The sequence below is a fragment of the Labrys sp. ALF-8 genome (assembly GCF_059699065.1).
On the sequence record NZ_AP048537.1, the window covers coordinates 487,235 to 504,861 of the forward strand.

Genomic DNA, 17,627 nt, shown 5'->3' on the forward strand with positions numbered 1-17,627 from the left:
TACGAGCACCTGATCCTGTCCTCGGCACCCTGGAGGCTGGCTGCCGCCCACCTCGGAAGAAAGCAAAAAATTCGATTGACAATTCTAAATGGAACTATTCACATTCCAAACTGCGGGATGACAGATAGCCTCGCATCCGCCTCCACCGTAACAACGCCTGCAAGAAGTGGTCCTGCCATGGGTGACTACGACGCACTGCTCAAGCCGCTGAAAATCGGAAACATCACCCTCCGCAACCGCATGGCGAGCACGGGCCATGCGGCGGGCCTTGCCGAAGACGGGATGCCCAAGGACCGCTACCAGCTCTATCACGCCGAGAAGGCGCGCGGCGGCATCGGCCTCACCATTTTCGGCGGTTCTTCCTCGGTCGCACTCGATTCTCCCCTGCCCTTCGCGCAGATCGACGTGACGAGCGATCGCATCGTTCCCTATTTCGAGAGCTTCGCCCGCCGCGTGCACCAGCATGGCGCAGCGGTCTTCTGCCAGCTCACCCATCTGGGACGGCGCGGCCACTACGCCAGCCACCACTGGCTGCCTCTCATCGCTCCTTCTGCCACGCGGGAACAGGCGCACCGCTCCTACGCCAAGGAGATGGAGGAGTGGGATTTCAAGCGCACGCTCAAGGGCTTTGCGGACGCCGCTCGCCGCTGCAAGGAAGGCGGCCTCGACGGCATCGAGATCATCGCGGCCGCCCATCATCTCATCGACAGCTTCCTCTCTCCCGCTCTCAACAAGCGCACCGACAAGTATGGCGGCAGCCTCGAGAACCGCATGCGCTTCGGTCTGGACGTCTTCCGTACTGTGCGCGAGGCCGTCGGGAACGACATCGTGCTCGGCCTGCGCATTGCGGGCGACGAGATGCTCGAGGGGGGCCTCGATGCCACCGAATGCCTCAAGGTCGCCACCGGCTTCGCCAACAGCGGCCTCGTCGACTATCTGAGCATCTATCAGGCGCACGGCGACAACTTCGCCAACCTTTCCGCCATGCTGCCGGATATGTCCTTCCCGCCGGCCGCATTCCTCCATCTCGCCAGCGCCGTGAAGGCGGAAGTCGACGTGCCGATCCTTCACGCTTCCGCCATCCGCGACATCGCCACGGCGAACCGGGCGGTGAAGGAAGGTCATGTCGACTTCGTCGCGATGACGCGCGCCCATATCGCCGATCCGCACATCATGAGGAAGCTGCAGGATGGAAAGGAGGATGACATCCGCCAATGCGTCGGCGCCAATTACTGCGGTGACTTCGCCGGCAATGGCGGCGTAAAATGCGTGCAGAATGCCGCTACCGGCCACGAAGCCTTCCTGCCTCATGTCCACACCCCGACGACGCCACGCTGCAAGGTGGTGGTGGTAGGCGGCGGTCCTGGCGGCATGGAGGCCGCGCGCGTCGCGGCCGAGCGCGGCCATGAGGTCGTGCTCTTCGAGGCCCAGGACAGGCTCGGCGGCCAGATCAATCTGGCCAAGACGGTTCCCTGGCGGGAGAATATGGGCGGCGTGGTCCGCTGGCTGGAGCATCAGGTCCGCAAGAAGGGCGTGAGCCTGCGCCTCGCCACCCGCGCGGATGCGGGCATGATCCAGGCGGAGGAGCCGGATGTCGTCATCGTCGCGACCGGCGGCTCGCCGGCAGCTCCCCGTATCGACGGAGCGGATCTGGCCGTTCCGACTTGGCAGATCCTCGACGGTTCGGTGACGCCTGGCAGCAACGTGCTGGTGTATGACGAGATGGGCCTCCATCCGGGCGCGGGCTGCGCCGACTTCCTGGCCCGGCAAGGCGCTTCGGTGGAAATCGTCACGCCCGACCGTGAGGTCGGAGCGGAGACGGGGCACCTCACCCATGTCGCCTACATGCGCAAGCTCTATGAGGGCAATGTCATCCAGACGCCGAACATGACGCTGCGCTCCGTCTATCCAGAGGGAAATTCGCTCGTGGCGGTGCTACGCAACGAATTCACGGGCGCGGAGGAGGAACGGGTCGTCGACCAGATCGTCTACGAACTCGGCACCCTTCCCAACGACGATATCTATCATGCGCTCAGACCGTTCTCCGTCAATGACGGCGAGGTGGATCTCGAGGCGCTGGTCGAGAGCCGACCGCAGACGGTTGCGACGAACGAGGCGGGCACGTTCAAGCTCTTCCGCATCGGCGATGCCATCTCGAGCCGCAACGTCTACGCCGCCATCTTCGATGCCTCGCGCTTCATGGCGCAGATCTGAGGAACGGCCATGCAGGGCCCCGATCTCGCCGGTCTTGTCCTGCTCCTTGCGATCGCGGGGCTGATCGTACAGGCAGCCAGGCTGTGGTTGCGCTGGCGCAGGGGCCGACCGGCGCCGGTCGACTGGATCGCCGGCATCGCCCGCCTTCCGCGCGGCTATTTCCACACCGTGCATGACGTGGTCGACCGCGATCCCTATGCCTCGCGGATGCATGTATTGGCGGCGGGTGGCCTCGTGGCCGCACTCGTCCTCTCCTTCATCCTGCATGTGGGCGGCTTTGGCGGAGCTGTCGGCATCGTCCTGGCCGTACTGGTCTTGGCAACGCTCGGAGCGGCCGCCGCCGGGGTCTGCCTCGTGGCCTGGCGCAGGCGCCCGCCTCGGCCTCGCCGTTTGACGGGTGGGAAATTCGACTTGCTCCCCCTGGCACTGGGCGGTGCCGTCCTCTTCCTGGGGGCGGCGGCCTTCGATGCCGCCTGGCGCGGTGCTCCTCCGCCTGCCTTGCTGCCGAGCTCCATCCTGATCGCCCTGGTGGGCGCCGCTTCCCTCGGTACGCTCGTGGCCTGGAGCCTGGAGGGACCGATGCGCCATGCCGTCGCCGGCGTGACGAACCTCGTCGTCCACCATCGCCCCCGTCGGGTCGAAGGCCTCGCGGACACGGCACTGCGCCCGCTCGACCTGAGCAGGGCGAGCGTCCCGGGACCGGATATCCCGCAGGCGGGGGTGGCGCAGCCTTCCGATTTTTCCTGGACGCGCCTCGTCCAGTTCGACGCTTGCGTGCAGTGCGGACGCTGCCAGGAGGCCTGTCCGGCTCATGCCGCCGGCCAGCAGCTCAATCCCAAGCGCCTGATCCAGGATCTCGTCGGCGCGACCGCGGCACAGGGCGGGAGCAGCCGCGTGTCTCTAGTATCGGAAGCCGGAGCAGAAGGAGCGATATCGCCGGAGACCCTGTGGGCCTGCACGACATGCCGGGCCTGCGTCTACGAATGCCCGATGCTGATCGAGCATGTCGATGCAATCGTCGACATGCGGCGTTACCAGACCCTTGAGCGCGGCGCCGTGCCGCCCAAGAGCGCGGAGGCAATCGAAACGCTCAGGGCCACGCACACCATCGCGGGCCGCTCCCTCGATTCCCGCCTCGACTGGGCCGTCGACCTCTCCGTGCCCCTGATGGCGGAGCGTGGACGGGCGGAGGTGCTGCTCTGGCTTGGAGAGACGGCGTTCGATCGCAGAAACCAGCGCACCTTGCGTGCCCTCATCCAGCTCCTGCGGCGCGCCGGCATCGATTTCGCGGTTCTGGGAGAAGAGGAACGGGATTGCGGCGATCTCGCACGCCGCCTTGGGGACGAGGCGACGTTCCAGGAGCTTGCCATGCTCAACATCCAGACACTTCGGCGCTACTCCTTCGAGGTGATCCTCACCGCCGATCCCCACGTCCTGCACATGCTGCGGAATGAATACCCGGCCTTCGGCGCGACCTACCGCGTCGAGCATCATTCCGCCTTTCTGGATAGCCTGCTCGCCGATGGGCGACTTGCGGCGGCCGACCTCTCCGGCGAGGCGATGACGTATCACGACCCGTGCTATCTGGGTCGCTACAATGGGGAATTCGCCGCGCCTCGCAGCCTGCTCGGACGGCTGGGCATCGGCATCGCGGAGATGGAACGCTCCGGGCCGCGCTCACGCTGCTGCGGCGGCGGCGGCGGAGCGCCCCTCGCCGACGTTCCGGGGGAGCGGCGCATCCCGGACATGCGCATCGACCAGGCACGCGCGACCGGGGCGGCCACGGTTGCCGTCGCCTGCCCTTTCTGTGCGCAGATGCTCGAGGGCGTGGTTGAGCCGCGCCCCAAGATCATGGATCTCGCCGAGATCGTTCTGGCTGCTGTCGAAGCCGCAGAGCAGGCCTCACCAGCGTTGGTGACGTCATGACTCAGCCTCCACGCGTCCGAAGGGACCCTCGTGACCCCGCCTCCATGCGCATGCGTGTGCCGGAGGCGGCCGCAACCAGGAATGCGGCCGCGAACATCGCCACCATAGCCGATGACGCGCCCTTCGTGCTGGCGGTGGTCGATCTCGGTGCGGGCCGCCTCTCGCGCGAGGATCGCGATCTGATGGGCGCCGCCCGTACCCTAGCCGACGCTTTGTCAGGCGGCGTCGCCATGCTTGCCTTCCTGCCGCCGGGCGGTGATCTGCGAGGGCACCCGGGGAACGAGGGGGCCGACCGCGTCCTGCGGCTGACGGATCCGGCATATGCCGAGGAAGACGCCGAACCGCGTGTCGCAGGCGTACTCGCTGCCGCCGAGGGAAGCGGGGCGCGCCATCTCCTCTTTTCGGACACCCCCCTCGGCAGGGAACTGGCGCGCCGTGCCGCCGCCCGTCTCGGCGACCGTGCAGCCTTGGATGTCAGGCGCCTCGCCGCGGAGGAACTCACGGCCGACATTGATGCCGGGCGCACGGAAGTACGCCGCGCGCTGCCGCGTGTGATCGTTCCCGCCAGGGGGATGTTCGCTTCGCTGGCCGGTCCGGTGCCGCGGGAAGCCCGGCCGATGGCGATCGAGGCGTCTCCTTCCCCGCGGCGGGTGGTGCCAGGTGATGCCCTGCCTCTCGATCCCGCCACCTTGCCCCTTGCCGAGGCCGACCTGATCATCAGCGCCGGCAACGGCCTGGTGGATTGGGAGGCATTCCACGAGGCCGCCCGCCTGCTCGGTGCCGCCGAGGCAGGCAGCCGCGTCGTCTGCGATGCCGGCCTGCTGCCCAGAACCCGCCAGGTCGGCGCTTCGGGCATTCTCGTCGAACCGCGCTGCTATCTCGCCTTCGGCATCGCTGGCGCCAGCCAGCACCTGCAGGGCATTGCCGGCGCCGAAAGGGTGGTGGCCGTCAATACGGATCTGCGTGCCGAGATGATCAAGCGCGCGGACCTCGCCATCGTCGCGGATGCCCAGGCCGTGCTGCCCGCGCTCGTGCGCCGCGCGCAGGCGCGCCGGAGCAGCGGGGCGCCTCCGAGCTCTGCCTTCTCCCGATCGACCTCCGTTTCCGGGGGCGCGAATGACCTGAAAGCAGCACCTTCCCAAAGCTCGGAGTTCGGCGGAGGCGTGCTCGTGCTCGTCTCGATCGGGAAGCATCCGGTCTCTCTTCGCCCGCGTCGGGCCGACTTCGACGCGCGCGCTCTCGAACTTGCCCTCGCGACCGGCCAGCCGGTCACGGCTCTCCACGCGGGCCGGGCCGGCGACAACGAACCGGTGCTGCGGGACTATCTCGGCACCGGAGCAGCCGAGATCATGGTGCTCGGCTGCGCGGCCGATGACGATCCTCTAGGTTTGCTGGAAGACGAGCTTCGCTCTCGCAGGCCACGCCTCGTCGTTGCAGGCAGCCAGGCTGAAGCGGGAGAGGGCAGCGGCATGCTTCCCTTTCTTCTTGCCGAGCGCCTCGGCTATGCCATCGCGACCGATATTGTCGATATCTCGTTCACGCAGACCGGAATCCGTCTCGTAAAGGCGCTGCCAGGCGGGCGGCGGCGTGTGCTGGAAACCACATCCCCCCTCCTCGTCACGGTAGACCGGCGCGGGCCTGCCCCGCGCCTCAGCGCCCGCATGCCGGCCCTGCGGGGGCCGCTGCGGAAATTGCCGGCAACATCGCAAAGCCGCGACGACCGGCTCGCATGGTCTCTGAGGCCCGGGAGGCAGCGACCAAGGCGGCTGGCGGCGCCTTCGATCGGTGGAACATCGGCCGACGGCGATGCCCGCCGCGAGATGATCGCACCCGATGCGGATGCCGCGGCCGAAGCAATCCTGAATTTTCTCGAACGCGATGGCCTGCTGGCCATTGCAAAGGAAGCGAGCTCCTGATGCAGATCTTCGATTCTGAAGACGTCCACAGACTACTCGACTATCCCGCTCTCGTCGGAGCGCTGCGCGCAGCCCACGCCGCCGACAAGATGCCGCGCAGCGACGGTCGCGTGATGGACGAACCGCCGGCGGGAGAGAACAAGTTCGTATCGCTCGTCGCCTGGGCGGCAGGCGACGTGATCGCCGTGAAACTCGTCGGTGTCTTTCCCTCGAACCTGTCCCTGTCCCAGCCGGAGCCATCGGTCCAGGGGCTCGTCGCCCTGTTCAACGGCAAGACCGGAGCCCCGCTGCTGGCCTGCGACGGCGCCGCGATGACCTTCCGCAAGACGGCTGCGGACTCGGCGCTCGGCGCAGCCCTGCTCTCGCGCGAGGACGCGGAGGTGCTGCTCGTCGTCGGCGCCGGCGGTCTTGCCCCGCATGTAGCGATGGCCCATTCGTCCGTACGCCCGTCCATCAAGGACATTCGCATCTGGAACCGCACGGGCGAGCGCGCCGAGGAGGCGGCCGCCGCCCTGCGTGCGAAGGGCTATCCGGCGCGGGCGACGACCGATCTCGACGCCTCGGTAGCCGAAGCCGACATCATCAGCTGCGTCACGATGGCGAAGAAACCCCTCATACGCGGTGGGCTGCTGAAGCCCGGCGCCCATGTCGACCTCGTCGGCGCCTATCTGCCCGACATGCGCGAGGCCGACGACGACGTGGTGCGGCGCGCCCGTGTGTTCGTCGATACGAGGGTAGGATGCGACCATTCCGGCGAAATCGCCGATCCGATAGCCAGCGGTCTCATCACCCTGGACGCGATACAGGGCGATCTCTTCGATCTCTGCACCGGACGCCGGCCCGGACGCCGGTCGCCCGAGGAAATCACGATGTATAAGAATGTCGGGGGTGGCCATCTCGACCTCTTTACGGCCCGCCATCTTATGGATGCAGCGGGGAAGTGAGGTCGCGGCCGGCCCGATACAAGGAGACAGAGCCATTCATATCGCACCGCCTGAACCGCTCGACACGGGAGACATCGATCATAGCCCGCCGACCATGGCGGTCCTCGACCGCATCCTGGCAAGCGGGGCGATCGACCTCGACGGATTTCGCCTCAGCCTCTGGTCGGGCTTCTACACCACGCCGGTCTTCGCCGTCATCGAACGCAATTACGGGCTGCTGCGCGACGAAAACAACCTGCTGTTCTGCCTCGCGCATTACGGTCCGCTGACGGCCAAGAGCGTATCCGACGTGCTCGGGCGGCCGAAGAACAGCATCAGCCGGGCCGTCGAGAGCCTGCTGCGCCGGGGGCTCATACGGCGCGAGCTCATCGCGAGCGACCGGCGACGCGCATTGCTCACCATCGAACCACCGGGCCGAGACCTGATCACCGAGACAGTCGATCTCTTCAAGACCCGGCAGGAAGAGATGCTCGCATGCCTGTCGCCGGTGGAGAGGGTGGCGCTGGACACAATCCTAGCCAAGCTCATGGCCAACGCCGACGGCTGGCTCAAGGCACAATAAGTGGCGCCATCTCGGTAGCCGCGAAAACAGAGGGGAAGACACGATGGACTACAGGCAAGACAGGCGCCCGGTGGCCAAACGGCGATCGGGAATACGCGGCATCATGGGAGCGGCCCTCGGTACGGTCCTGCTATCCCTGCTCTCGGCTGGCGCACCGAGGGCCGACGAGACCGTGACGGTCGACAAGGCGCTGCACGACGCCCTCCCGAAGGAATACCAGGAGAACGGCGTCAAGGTCGCGGTTTTCAACGACTGGCCGCCGGACGAATTCGTCGAGAACGGCGAGCTCAAGGGCTGGAGCGTAGACATGGCCAAGGCGATGTCGGCAAAGCTCGGCGTGCCCTTCCAGTTCACGGGCACGAGCTTCGAGGCGATCCTGCCGGGCCTCGTCGCACGCCGGTTCGACGCCGGCTTCTCCTCCTTCGCCCCCACTGCCGACAGGCTCAAGGTTCTCGACTTCATTCCGCAGCGCTCGGACGGCACGGCCTATGCCTTCCTGAAGGCAAAGCCCCTTGCGATCAACGAATTGAAGGATCTGTGCGGCAAGAGCGTCGCCGTCCTGACCGGCGCCTTCGATTTCCAGTACCTGACCAAGCTCAGCGCGGAGACCTGCGTGACGGGTGGCCTGCCAGCCATCGAGATCCAGCAGTTCACGACGCAGAACAATGCCGAACTCGCGGTCTCCTCGGGTCGCGTGCAACTCGTCGCCGCGGGCTCCGCCAAGCTGCAATACCTCGCCAAGCAGACCGGCACCTTCACCGTATCAACCCTGGCGGTCAACGAACTCTATAACGGCATCGGCGTGCGCAAGGGCGATCCGCTCGGCCCCGTGCTCCAGAAGGCGCTCCAGGGCATGATCGAGGACGGCACCTACACGAAGCTGATGGCCGCCTGGGGTGTCGACAAGCAAGGCATCCTCAAGAAGGCCGTTCTCGTGACCGAGGCCAATCCGGATCCTAAGTAACCCGTGCCGAGCGCACGACCGGAACGTCACCCCGATGAGAGGCGGCCATGACCGATATGACGCCGACGCATTCGCTCCCCCCCTTCCCGGCAAGCCCGGCGCCAGAGCTGACGCGGCCAATCCCGCGCCGGCATCCCTGGCGCTGGGTGGGTGGAGCGGTGCTCATACTCTGTGCCGCCTCCTTCCTGCGCCTGCTCATCTTCAGCGAGAACATGCAATGGAACGTCGTCGCTGATTACCTCTTCGACCATGAGATCCTGTGGGGATTGGTTCGAACGCTCGTCCTCACCGGCCTTGCCATGGCGATCGGCATCATCGTCGGCGTGCTGCTCGCCATTATGCGCCTTTCCGACAACCTCGTCTTCCAGGCCGCGAGCTGGAGCTGGATCTGGTTCTTCCGAGGCGTGCCGCCCCTGGTGCAGTTGATCTTCTGGTACAACCTGGCCCTGCTGATCCCCAGGGTGAGCCTGGGTATTCCCTTCGGCCCCGAATTCGCCTCCTGGGACACCAATATCCTCATCACGCCCTTCAGCGCGGCCATACTCGGTCTTTCCTTCACGGAGAGCGCCTATGCGGCGGAGATGATCCGGGCCGGCATCCAGGCGATTCCATCGGGGCAGCTCGAAGCGGCCGCTTCCCTCGGGATGACACGCCCGCAGGCCCTGCGACGCATCATCCTGCCTCAGGCGCTGCGCATCCTCGTGCCTCCGATCGGCAACGACACGATCTCGATGCTGAAGTTCACGTCGCTCGTCAGCGTCCTCGCCCTGCCGGATCTGCTCTATTCGGCCCAGATGATCTATTCGCGGACATACCAGACGATACCGCTGCTCATCGTGGTCACGCTCTGGTACCTCGTGCTCACCACGGTCCTGACCCTTCTCGAACATCGCATCGAGCACGCGGTCGCCATCGGTCGGCGCCCGCGCTTGAAAACCGGCGGGCCGCGCTGGTGGAGGCTGCGCTCATGACGGTTGCCAAGCAAGGTTCGTCCCCATCCCGCCCCCTGCTCCGCGTCGTCGGCCTGCGCAAGAGCTTCGGCCAGCATGTGGTGCTGCACGACGTCAACATGACCGTGGCGGGAGGCGAGGTCACCTGCATCATCGGTCCTTCGGGCTCGGGCAAGAGCACGCTGCTGCGCTGCCTAAACCGGCTGGAAATACCCGACCAGGGCATCGTCTATCTCGACGGCCAGCCGGTTGGCCTCAACGAGAAAAACGGCCGGTTCTACGAGATGGCGCCGAAGGTTCTCGCCGGCCAGCGCCAGATGATGGGCATGGTCTTCCAGGGATTTCACCTCTTCCCCCACATGACGGCGCTCGAGAATGTCATCGAAGGCCCCGTCACGGTGAAGCGAATGGACCGGGCGGAGGCTGTCCGGGAGGCCACCGAGCTCCTGCGCAAGGTGGGCCTGGCCGAAAAGGCCGACTTCTATCCCCGCGAACTGTCCGGCGGCCAGCAGCAGCGGGTCGCGATAGCGCGCTCGCTCGCCATGAAGCCGAAGCTCATGCTCTTCGACGAGCCGACTTCGGCACTCGATCCCGAACTGGTCGGAGAGGTGCTGTCGGTGATGAAGGCCCTCGCCCAGGACGGGACCACCATGGTGGTCGTCACGCATGAGATGGGCTTCGCCCGAGAGGTTGCCGACAAGGTGATCTTCATGGATGGTGGCTTTGTCGTCGAGACCGGTTCGCCGGGCGATATCCTGTCCACGCCGCGACATGCGCGAACGCAGACGTTCTTGGCCAGGGTGCGCTAAGCGCGCCTCCTTTCAAAGGGAATTGCCATGAATCGCAAAATGCTCATGATTTCTATGGGTTAGGCTGGACGAGCGGTTCGGCCCGGCCGCATTTTACTCTAGGCTTGGATGGATTCGGGTCGGGAACGGCCTTTCGTCGGCATAAGGGGATCGAGCGTGGACTACGATGCTAGGGACAGCGCGATGCAGCAATGGGACGCGGCCTCGCTGAAGGCGGCATTCCAGGCGAGGAAGATCTCGCCGGTCGAGGTCGCGAAGATCAGCCTCGCGCATGCGGAAGCGATCAATCCCCGCTTCAACGCCTTCACCTTCATCGACCACGAGGGCGCATTGGCGGCCGCGCGCGAATCCGAGGCTCGCTGGCTGAAGGGCGCGCCATTGTCCGAGGCCGACGGCATTCCGACGACGCTGAAGGACATTGTCTGGGTAAAGGGATGGAGCGTGCGCTATGGCAGCACGACCACCTCGCCGGCCCCCTTTGGCGAAGATGCCCCCGCCGTTGCGCTGCTGCGCGCCAACGGCGCCGTCTTCATCGGCCAGACCACCACCCCCGAATTCGGCTGGAAAGCCGTGACGGACAGCCGGGCCTTCGGTGTGACGCGCAATCCGCACGATCCGGCGAAGACGGCGGGCGGTTCATCCGGCGGTGCTGCGGTCGCGGCATCGACCGGCGCAGGGTTGTTCCACCTCGGTACCGATGGGGGAGGCTCCATCCGAATTCCCTCGGCATTCTGCGGCATCACCGGCCTGAAGCCCAGCTTTGGCAGGGTGCCGGCCTATCCGGCCAGCCCTTTCGGTACGGTAGCCCATCTCGGTCCGATGGCACGCAATGCGGCCGATGCCTTGGCGATGCTGAAAGCCATGGCGGGACGTGACCTGCGGGACTGGAACCAGGGAGCGGGGCGCCTTCCGCCCCTGGCGTGGGATGCCCTGACACTGAAAGGGCTGAAGATCGGTTATTGGAGCAAGCCGCCCGCCGGCGCGCTGGATCCGGAGATGCAGCGCATCGTGGAAAGGGCGATGGCACTACTGGCGGACGCCGGGGCCGACATCTCCCCCTTCGAACTGCCGGGCAGCGACCTGCTGGAATTGTTCCACCACCATTGGTTCACAGGCGCCGCCACCAGGCTGGCCGCGGTGCCTGAGGAAAAGCGAGAAGCCCTCGACCCGGGCTTCCTGGCGATAGCCAGCGAGGGTGCCGCATTGAATGCGGTAGAACTGGTCCAGGCACAGATGCGCCGTGCCGACTTCGGCGCGCGCATGGATGCGGCACTCTCCACCCATGATTTCATTCTCTCGCCGGCCACCACCATCGCAGCCTTCGAGGCCGGGCTGGAAGTGCCGACCGATTCGGGCCTATCGCGCTGGACGGAATGGGCAAGCTTCAGCTTTCCCATCAATCTCAGCCAGCAACCTGCGGCAGTCATGCGCTGCGGCACCACCCCAGCCGGCCTGCCGGCGGGCCTCCAGATCATCGGCCCGCGCGGCGGCGATGCAAGAGTCCTCTCTCTGGCAGCGACGCTGGAGCCGGTGCTCGCCGATCTATGGGGTTAGGACTGGCTCTCTTGGGTGCGATGGGCAGAAGACTCGATTTTGGCCCAGCGAAGTAACCTTCGCTGGAGATATCTCCCCGTCATTTCTTGAGCTTCAGGGCGGCCAGGGAGGCGACGGATTTTATATGGCCGATACTCGCAGCGTACGCCCCGTCGGCGTCGTGCACCGAAATGGCGGCGACGATAGCCCTCATTTCTGCGATGGCGTTCGGGCCTCGTCCAGGCTCGGAGATGGTCAGAGCCCGCAGATGATTTATTCGCATGTTGAGGGATTGGACGATGGACCAGGCAACTTCCTTGCCGGCGAAGTGAAAGAGAGCCTCGTAGAAATCATTGGTGCCCTTGAGCACCAGGCTTGAGTTGGCCCTGGCGAAAGCCAATTCGTTTCTGTCGATGCAGGCTGCGAGATGGGCCACCCCCTCAGGGGTTGAAATGCGTGCATAGGTGCGGGCCGCTTCTCCTTCGAGCAGGCCGCGGATCTCGTAGATCTGGGCAGCCTTGACCGGATCGGGCCGCGCCACGGCAGGCCCTTGCTGCGGCAGGTTATCGACAAGCCCTTCGGTCTCGAGATGCCTCAGCACTTCCCTGACCACGGTGCGGCTGACGCCGAGGCGGTCGCAGAGCGTACGTTCGACCAATCGCTCACCGGGCTTGAAACGACCTTCCAGGATCGCGTCGCGCATTTTCTCGAGCGTCAGCTCCCGGAGGGTTTTACCCGGGCGCTCAATTCGCAGGTCCTCGAAAGAGGCCGTTCCCTCCTGTCCGTGGGTCGTCTTTTCGTTGGCAGTCATCGAGAGCATCCGGTTGCAGAGCCGTTGGATCACATCGTCGCAGCGAATGGAAGTCGATTTGACATGATCGTAATATGGTATACCATAATACACATCGGATCCCCATTGGTCCATTTCCTTGATTGAAGGTGGCGGCATGGAAGACGGCGTTCGCAAGATCGTGACCTATGTGGAGGACGTCAAAGTCGAGGGCACACGAGCGGTGCCGGGTCCTTTCCTCCTCTTGGCCGCCGCAGCCGTCATTCGAAACCCGTGGGCGGGACAGGAATTTGTCGAAGACCTCAAGCCGGCAATCCACCGTGTCGCCCCCCGGCTCGGTGCGTTGCTGACTCAGCAGATGGTGTCGCTTGCTGGCTCGGGAGAGGCTATCGAGGCCTACGGCAAGGCGGCGGTGGTGGGAACATCGGGAGAGCTCGAACACGCCTCGGCACTGATCCACACGCTGCGCTTCGGCAATCACTTCCGTAAAGCCGTAGGCGCCAAGAGTTATCTCAGCTTCACCAATACGCGCGGCGGTCCAAACTGCCCGATCGTCATCCCGCTGATGGACAAGCTCGACGAAGGGCGCCGCTCGCATTACCTGACGATCCAGTTCTCCATCCTCGATGCGCCGGCGCCGGACGAAATCGTGGTAGCGCTCGGAGGCTCCATCGGGGGACGTCCGCATCATCGCATCGGTGATCGCTACCAGGACCTCAAGGAGCTGGGAGCCACCGACAATGCCTGAGGAACGGCTCCCCCACAAACTACGCGGAATGGATGGCGTCACCCGCGTTCTTCGCTCCGGCAGGGGCGATCCCGTCGTGCTGATCCACGGCGTTGGTCTCGATGCCTCGATCTGGGCGCCGCAATTCGAGGCGCTTGGCGATCGCTTCGATCTGATCGCCTACGATATGCTCGGCCATGGTTGCTCCTCGCTGCCACCGCCGGAGCCGTTCCTTTCCGACTACGCCGAGCAAACGCGCCAGCTCCTCGACAATCTGGGCATCGAGAAGGCCCATATTGTAGGCCACTCCATGGGAGCCTTGGTCGCGCTGGAATTCGCGCTGGACCACCCGGAGCGCTGCCGCTCGCTTACGGCGCTCAACGCGGTCTATTGTCGATCGCCGGCCGAACGGAGCGGCGTGGAACAGCGCGCTGCCAGCTTCGAGAGCACCGGCGCCCAACCCTCGAACGAAGCCGCTATCGAGCGCTGGTTCGGCGCGCCCATGCCCTCCGCCCTGGCCGGCAAGGCCGAGACCGTGCGCGACTTGCTCGGCAAGATCGACCCCGTTGGTTATGCCCGCACCTATCGCCTGTTCGCCACCTCCGACCGCAGCCATGAAGGACGGCTTGGAGCGCTCCGCGTGCCATCCCTCTTCCTAACGGGAGAGCGTGACTCCAACTCCTCCCCCGCAATGTCGCAACGCATGGCGGCGGAGGCTCCGAAGGCGCGGGTCGAAGTGCTTCCGAACGAGCGCCACATGATGGCCTTCGTGAACCCCGAGATGGTCAACGACATCATACTGGGCTTCCTGACCCTGCCGACAACCGATCCAGCCGCTTTCCGTCGGGCGCTTGGCGCTTTCCCGACAGGTGTGACCGTGGTTTCGACGGTGCAGCCCGACGGTACGCCGCGCGGATTCACGGCCAATTCCTTCAGTTCCGTCTCGCTGGATCCGCCGTTGATCCTGGTGTGCATCGCGCGCACGGCCTCGAGCTATCCCATCTTCTCCCAAACGCGCCATTTCGCCGTGTCGGTCCTGGCCGAGCACCAGAAGGACGTCTCTCGCCTTTTCGCCGCCAAGACAGCCGACAAGTTCAAGGATGCGCGCTGGCGCGGCGAGGCGACGGGCAGTCCCGTGATCGAGGAAGCCGCTGCCTGGTTCGATTGCCGCACGCACAACGTCGTCGATGCGGGCGACCATATCATCCTGATCGGAGAGGTTGCCGCCTTTGGCGGCAGCGAGACCAACCCGCTCGGCTACTGCCGCGGCGCCTATGTCGATTTCGCGCTGTCCCAGAGAGCCCTCGCGGCAACGGCCGGCCGGGTCAGTGTCGGTGCAATCCTCGAAAACGAGGGCGCCGTGCTTCTGCTCGATCGGGGCGGCGGCCGGTTCGATCTTCCCGAGGGCCAAAGCCTGGAACCGCGTGCCGACCCGTCCTCCCTCCGCGGCGTCCTCGCCAAGCTCGGCATCATCTCCGAACTCGGCTTTCTCTTCGCGGTGTTCGAAGAGCCAGGCGAGGCCAATCTCCAGCGTATCTATTATCGCGGGTCTCTGATCGCCCTGCCGGAAATCGCCGGGCAGGCCCGGTTGTTCGCCTTTGACGAGATTCCCTGGAGCGGCCTGCGCGACGACGCCGTCCGATCCATGCTGCGCCGCTTTGTGCGGGAGCGCCAAGAGAACGAGTTCGGTGTCTATATCGGCAATGCCGAGGAAGGCATCGTCCACCGCGTAGACGAGTCTGGCAGGCCTTTCAGTGCGAGGAGCCCGGCATGAAGTTCTCTCTCTTCGTCCATATGGAGCGCTCCGACACGAGCAAGCCGCATCGGGAACTGTTCGAGGAATTGGAGGAACTGGCCTGCATCGCGGAGAATGCCGGATTCGAAACGGCATGGATCGGCGAACACCACGGCATGGATTTCACCATCGCGCCGAATCCTTTCATCCAGCTCGCCCATCTTGCCGCACGGACGTCGCGCATCAGGCTCGGCACCGGCAACGTGGTCGCGCCGTTCTGGCATCCGATCAAGCTCGCGGGCGAGGCGGCTATGACCGACGTCGCCAGCAACGGGAGGCTCGATCTCGGTATCGCGCGCGGCGCGTATATGTTCGAGTACGAGCGGCTGGTGCCGGGGATGGACGCCATGGGCGCGGGCCTGCGCATGCGCGAGCTGGTGCCGGCCGTGAAGAAGCTCTGGGCGGGCGACTACGCCCACCAGGGCGAATATTGGAGCTTTCCAAGCACCACCTCGTCGCCCAAACCGATGCAGGCCGAACTGCCGGTATGGATCGCCGCGCGCGACCCCAACAGCCATGACTTCGCCGTCGCCAACGGCTGCAACGTTCAGGTCACGCCGCTTGCCTCGGGGGACGCAGAAGTGGCAAGCCTGATGGAGCGCTTCAAGACCGCCGTCGCCAATCATCCGGAAGTGCCACGGCCGAAAATCATGTTGCTGCAGCACACGTTCGTTGCCGACTCGCCGGACGAGGTGGAGCGGCTCTCCAACGACCTCAGCCATTTCTATTGTCTCTTCGGCGCCTGGTTCCTCAACAAGCGAGCGATCCACCAGGCCATCATGGCACCGCTCTCGGCCGAAGAGAGAGCGGCCATGCCGCATTATTCGCCGCAGGCCGTGCGCAAGAACCTCGTCATCGGCGAACCGGCTGAGGTTATCGCCCGGCTGAAGGGTTATGAGGCGCTCGGCTATGACCAGTTCTCGATCTGGATCGACTCCGGCATCTCGCATTCGCGCAAGAAGAAGTCCCTCGAACTCTTCATCCGGCACGTCATGCCGGCTTTCGCTTGAGGGGGCGCCGGATGACCCGCCCCCGTTTCCAGCTCTATATCGATGGCGCCTTCATCGATGCGGCCGAAAGCTTCGAGAGCCTGGATCCCTCGACCGGCCGTGCGTGGGCGGACATGCCCGCGGCGAGCGCGGAAGAGGTCGATCGCGCGGTCGGCGCCGCGCACCGTTCCTTCCTGGATCCGAGCTGGGCGGATCTGACGGCGAGCCAGCGTGGCAAGCTCCTGATGAAGCTGGGCGATCTCGTCGCGCGAGACGCCGGACGGCTGGCCGAGCTCGAAACCCGCGACACCGGCAAGATCATTCGCGAGACCAGGGCGCAGATCGGCTATGTCGCTGAGTATTACCGCTATTTCGGAGGCCTCGCCGACAAGGTCGAGGGCGCTCACCTGCCTATCGACAAGGCGGACATGGAAGTCTACCTGCGCCGCGAGCCGATCGGCGTGGTTGCCGCCATCGTGCCATGGAATTCCCAACTCTTCCTCTCCGCCGTGAAGCTCGGCCCGGCCCTTGCGGCCGGTTGCACGGTGGTGCTGAAGGCTTCCGAGGAAGGGCCGGCTCCGTTGCTCGAATTCGCACGGCTCGTGCACGAGGCTGGCTTTCCGAACGGCGTCGTCAATGTGATCACCGGCTTCGGCGAGCCTGCCGGGCGTGTGTTGACCAGCCATCCGCTCGTCGCCCGGGTCGCCTTCACGGGAGGCCCAGCCACCGCCAGGCACATCGTGCGCAACACTGCCGAGAACCTCGCCCACACCACGCTCGAACTCGGCGGCAAGTCACCCATCCTGGTCTTCGCTGATGCCGATCTGGACAGTGCGGCTAATGCCGTCGTAGCCGGAATCTTCGCTGCGACAGGGCAAAGCTGCGTCGCCGGCTCTCGGCTTTATGTCGAACGTTCGGTGCAGGACCGGTTTCTGTCCATCCTCAAGAGCAAGGCAGCCGCCATCCGTATCGGGGATCCCCAGGATAACGCCACCGAAATGGGCCCCCTCGCCACTCGACAGCAGCGTGATCGTATCGAGAAGGTGCTTTCCGCCAGCCTGGCAGCGGGCGCGGAGCTCGTCTGCGGCGGCCGCTCCCCGCCGGCGCGGGAGGATGGCTGGTTCTTCGAACCGACGATCGTGCTCGCACGCGACAATACCGTGGCCTGCGTCGCCGAGGAGCTGTTCGGCCCCGTCCTGAGCGTTCTCGCCTTTGACGGAGAAGACGAGGCGGTGCGGCTTGCCAACGACACGCGCTACGGCCTTGCGTCGGGCGTCTTCACCGCCAGCCTGACCCGCGCCCATCGCCTCATAAGGCGCCTGCGGGCGGGCATCGTCTGGGTCAATACCTACAGAGCCGTGTCTCCGATCGTGCCCTTCGGCGGCTATGGGCATTCGGGCCTCGGCCGCGAAGGCGGGCGAGAGTCGATCCTCGATTACACGCGCACCAAATCCGTGTGGATCCGCACCAGCGACGATCCCATTCCCGACCCTTTCGTGATGCGCTGA

The 17,627-nt window shown here is 65.4% G+C and carries 14 protein-coding genes; 13 read left to right on the forward strand and 1 reads right to left on the reverse strand.

All coding sequences use genetic code 11. The annotated features are described in order from the left end of the window. The first annotated feature begins 177 nt into the window (after positions 1 to 177). From AC6H34_RS02365 to AC6H34_RS02405, 9 genes are all read left to right on the forward strand, one after another. Positions 178 to 2,214 carry an oxidoreductase gene (locus AC6H34_RS02365; RefSeq protein ID WP_497537777.1) on the forward strand — a complete coding sequence of 679 codons (2,037 nt, stop codon included), beginning with the start codon at positions 178 to 180 and terminating at the stop codon, positions 2,212 to 2,214. Positions 2,215 to 2,223: 9 nt separating this feature from the next. Then, a complete protein-coding gene (locus tag AC6H34_RS02370) occupies positions 2,224 to 4,140 on the forward strand; it encodes a DUF3483 domain-containing protein (RefSeq protein ID WP_497537778.1) in 1,917 nt (638 codons plus the stop codon). 44 nt (positions 4,141 to 4,184) lie between these two features. After that, positions 4,185 to 6,056, forward strand: a complete 1,872-nt coding sequence (locus AC6H34_RS02375) for an FAD-binding protein (protein WP_497537779.1) — start codon at positions 4,185 to 4,187, stop codon at positions 6,054 to 6,056. Further along, on the forward strand, positions 6,056 to 7,000 hold the full coding sequence (gene lhpI / locus AC6H34_RS02380; RefSeq protein ID WP_497537780.1) for a bifunctional Delta(1)-pyrroline-2-carboxylate/Delta(1)-piperideine-2-carboxylate reductase: 945 nt from the start codon (positions 6,056 to 6,058) through the stop codon (positions 6,998 to 7,000). Before AC6H34_RS02375 ends, lhpI begins: the two co-directional genes overlap by 1 nt. Next, the gene (locus tag AC6H34_RS02385; protein WP_497537781.1) at positions 6,984 to 7,562 is read left to right on the forward strand and encodes a MarR family winged helix-turn-helix transcriptional regulator; all 579 of its coding nucleotides are present in this window, start codon (positions 6,984 to 6,986) and stop codon (positions 7,560 to 7,562) included. The genes lhpI and AC6H34_RS02385 overlap by 17 nt, the downstream gene beginning before the upstream one ends. A gap of 43 nt (positions 7,563 to 7,605) precedes the next feature. Beyond that, positions 7,606 to 8,526 carry a transporter substrate-binding domain-containing protein gene (locus AC6H34_RS02390; protein WP_497537782.1) on the forward strand — a complete coding sequence of 307 codons (921 nt, stop codon included), beginning with the start codon at positions 7,606 to 7,608 and terminating at the stop codon, positions 8,524 to 8,526. Between the two features lie 47 nt (positions 8,527 to 8,573). Continuing rightward, positions 8,574 to 9,497, forward strand: coding sequence for an amino acid ABC transporter permease (locus AC6H34_RS02395; protein WP_497537783.1), 924 nt, complete (start codon positions 8,574 to 8,576; stop codon positions 9,495 to 9,497). Next, entirely contained in the window at positions 9,494 to 10,285 is a 792-nt protein-coding gene (locus AC6H34_RS02400) for an amino acid ABC transporter ATP-binding protein (RefSeq protein ID WP_497537784.1), read from the forward strand. The genes AC6H34_RS02395 and AC6H34_RS02400 overlap by 4 nt, the downstream gene beginning before the upstream one ends. A gap of 156 nt (positions 10,286 to 10,441) precedes the next feature. Continuing rightward, positions 10,442 to 11,839, forward strand: a complete 1,398-nt coding sequence (locus tag AC6H34_RS02405) for an amidase (RefSeq protein ID WP_497537785.1) — start codon at positions 10,442 to 10,444, stop codon at positions 11,837 to 11,839. Positions 11,840 to 11,918: 79 nt separating this feature from the next. Here the strand turns inward: AC6H34_RS02405 and AC6H34_RS02410 are convergent, their stop codons facing one another. After that, positions 11,919 to 12,629, reverse strand: coding sequence for a GntR family transcriptional regulator (locus AC6H34_RS02410; protein ID WP_448146304.1), 711 nt, complete (start codon positions 12,627 to 12,629; stop codon positions 11,919 to 11,921). Between the two features lie 136 nt (positions 12,630 to 12,765). Here AC6H34_RS02410 and AC6H34_RS02415 point away from each other — a divergent pair, with 136 nt between their 5' ends. From AC6H34_RS02415 to AC6H34_RS02430, 4 genes are read left to right on the forward strand one after another with little or no spacing between them, the layout of a single operon-like run. After that, entirely contained in the window at positions 12,766 to 13,356 is a 591-nt protein-coding gene (locus AC6H34_RS02415) for an amino acid synthesis family protein (RefSeq protein ID WP_497537786.1), read from the forward strand. Further along, positions 13,349 to 15,109, forward strand: coding sequence for an alpha/beta fold hydrolase (locus AC6H34_RS02420; RefSeq protein ID WP_497537787.1), 1,761 nt, complete (start codon positions 13,349 to 13,351; stop codon positions 15,107 to 15,109). Before AC6H34_RS02415 ends, AC6H34_RS02420 begins: the two co-directional genes overlap by 8 nt. After that, complete coding sequence (locus AC6H34_RS02425) at positions 15,106 to 16,140, forward strand: LLM class flavin-dependent oxidoreductase (protein WP_448146301.1); 1,035 nt, start codon at positions 15,106 to 15,108, stop codon at positions 16,138 to 16,140. The genes AC6H34_RS02420 and AC6H34_RS02425 overlap by 4 nt, the downstream gene beginning before the upstream one ends. A gap of 11 nt (positions 16,141 to 16,151) precedes the next feature. Continuing rightward, the gene (locus tag AC6H34_RS02430; protein ID WP_497537788.1) at positions 16,152 to 17,627 is read left to right on the forward strand and encodes an aldehyde dehydrogenase; all 1,476 of its coding nucleotides are present in this window, start codon (positions 16,152 to 16,154) and stop codon (positions 17,625 to 17,627) included.

Bases quoted from the DNA above. Each gene is read 5' to 3' on its own strand.
- AC6H34_RS02365 (WP_497537777.1), top strand. From the start codon at position 178: ATGGGTGACTACGACGCACTGCTCAAGCCGCTGAAAATCGGAAACATC.
- AC6H34_RS02370 (WP_497537778.1), top strand. From the start codon at position 2,224: ATGCAGGGCCCCGATCTCGCCGGTCTTGTCCTGCTCCTTGCGATCGCG.
- AC6H34_RS02375 (WP_497537779.1), top strand. From the start codon at position 4,185: ATGCGCATGCGTGTGCCGGAGGCGGCCGCAACCAGGAATGCGGCCGCG.
- lhpI (WP_497537780.1), top strand. From the start codon at position 6,056: ATGCAGATCTTCGATTCTGAAGACGTCCACAGACTACTCGACTATCCC.
- AC6H34_RS02385 (WP_497537781.1), top strand. From the start codon at position 6,984: ATGCAGCGGGGAAGTGAGGTCGCGGCCGGCCCGATACAAGGAGACAGA.
- AC6H34_RS02390 (WP_497537782.1), top strand. From the start codon at position 7,606: ATGGACTACAGGCAAGACAGGCGCCCGGTGGCCAAACGGCGATCGGGA.
- AC6H34_RS02395 (WP_497537783.1), top strand. From the start codon at position 8,574: ATGACCGATATGACGCCGACGCATTCGCTCCCCCCCTTCCCGGCAAGC.
- AC6H34_RS02400 (WP_497537784.1), top strand. From the start codon at position 9,494: ATGACGGTTGCCAAGCAAGGTTCGTCCCCATCCCGCCCCCTGCTCCGC.
- AC6H34_RS02410 (WP_448146304.1), bottom strand. From the start codon at position 12,629: ATGACTGCCAACGAAAAGACGACCCACGGACAGGAGGGAACGGCCTCT.
- AC6H34_RS02415 (WP_497537786.1), top strand. From the start codon at position 12,766: ATGGAAGACGGCGTTCGCAAGATCGTGACCTATGTGGAGGACGTCAAA.
- AC6H34_RS02420 (WP_497537787.1), top strand. From the start codon at position 13,349: ATGCCTGAGGAACGGCTCCCCCACAAACTACGCGGAATGGATGGCGTC.
- AC6H34_RS02425 (WP_448146301.1), top strand. From the start codon at position 15,106: ATGAAGTTCTCTCTCTTCGTCCATATGGAGCGCTCCGACACGAGCAAG.
- AC6H34_RS02430 (WP_497537788.1), top strand. From the start codon at position 16,152: ATGACCCGCCCCCGTTTCCAGCTCTATATCGATGGCGCCTTCATCGAT.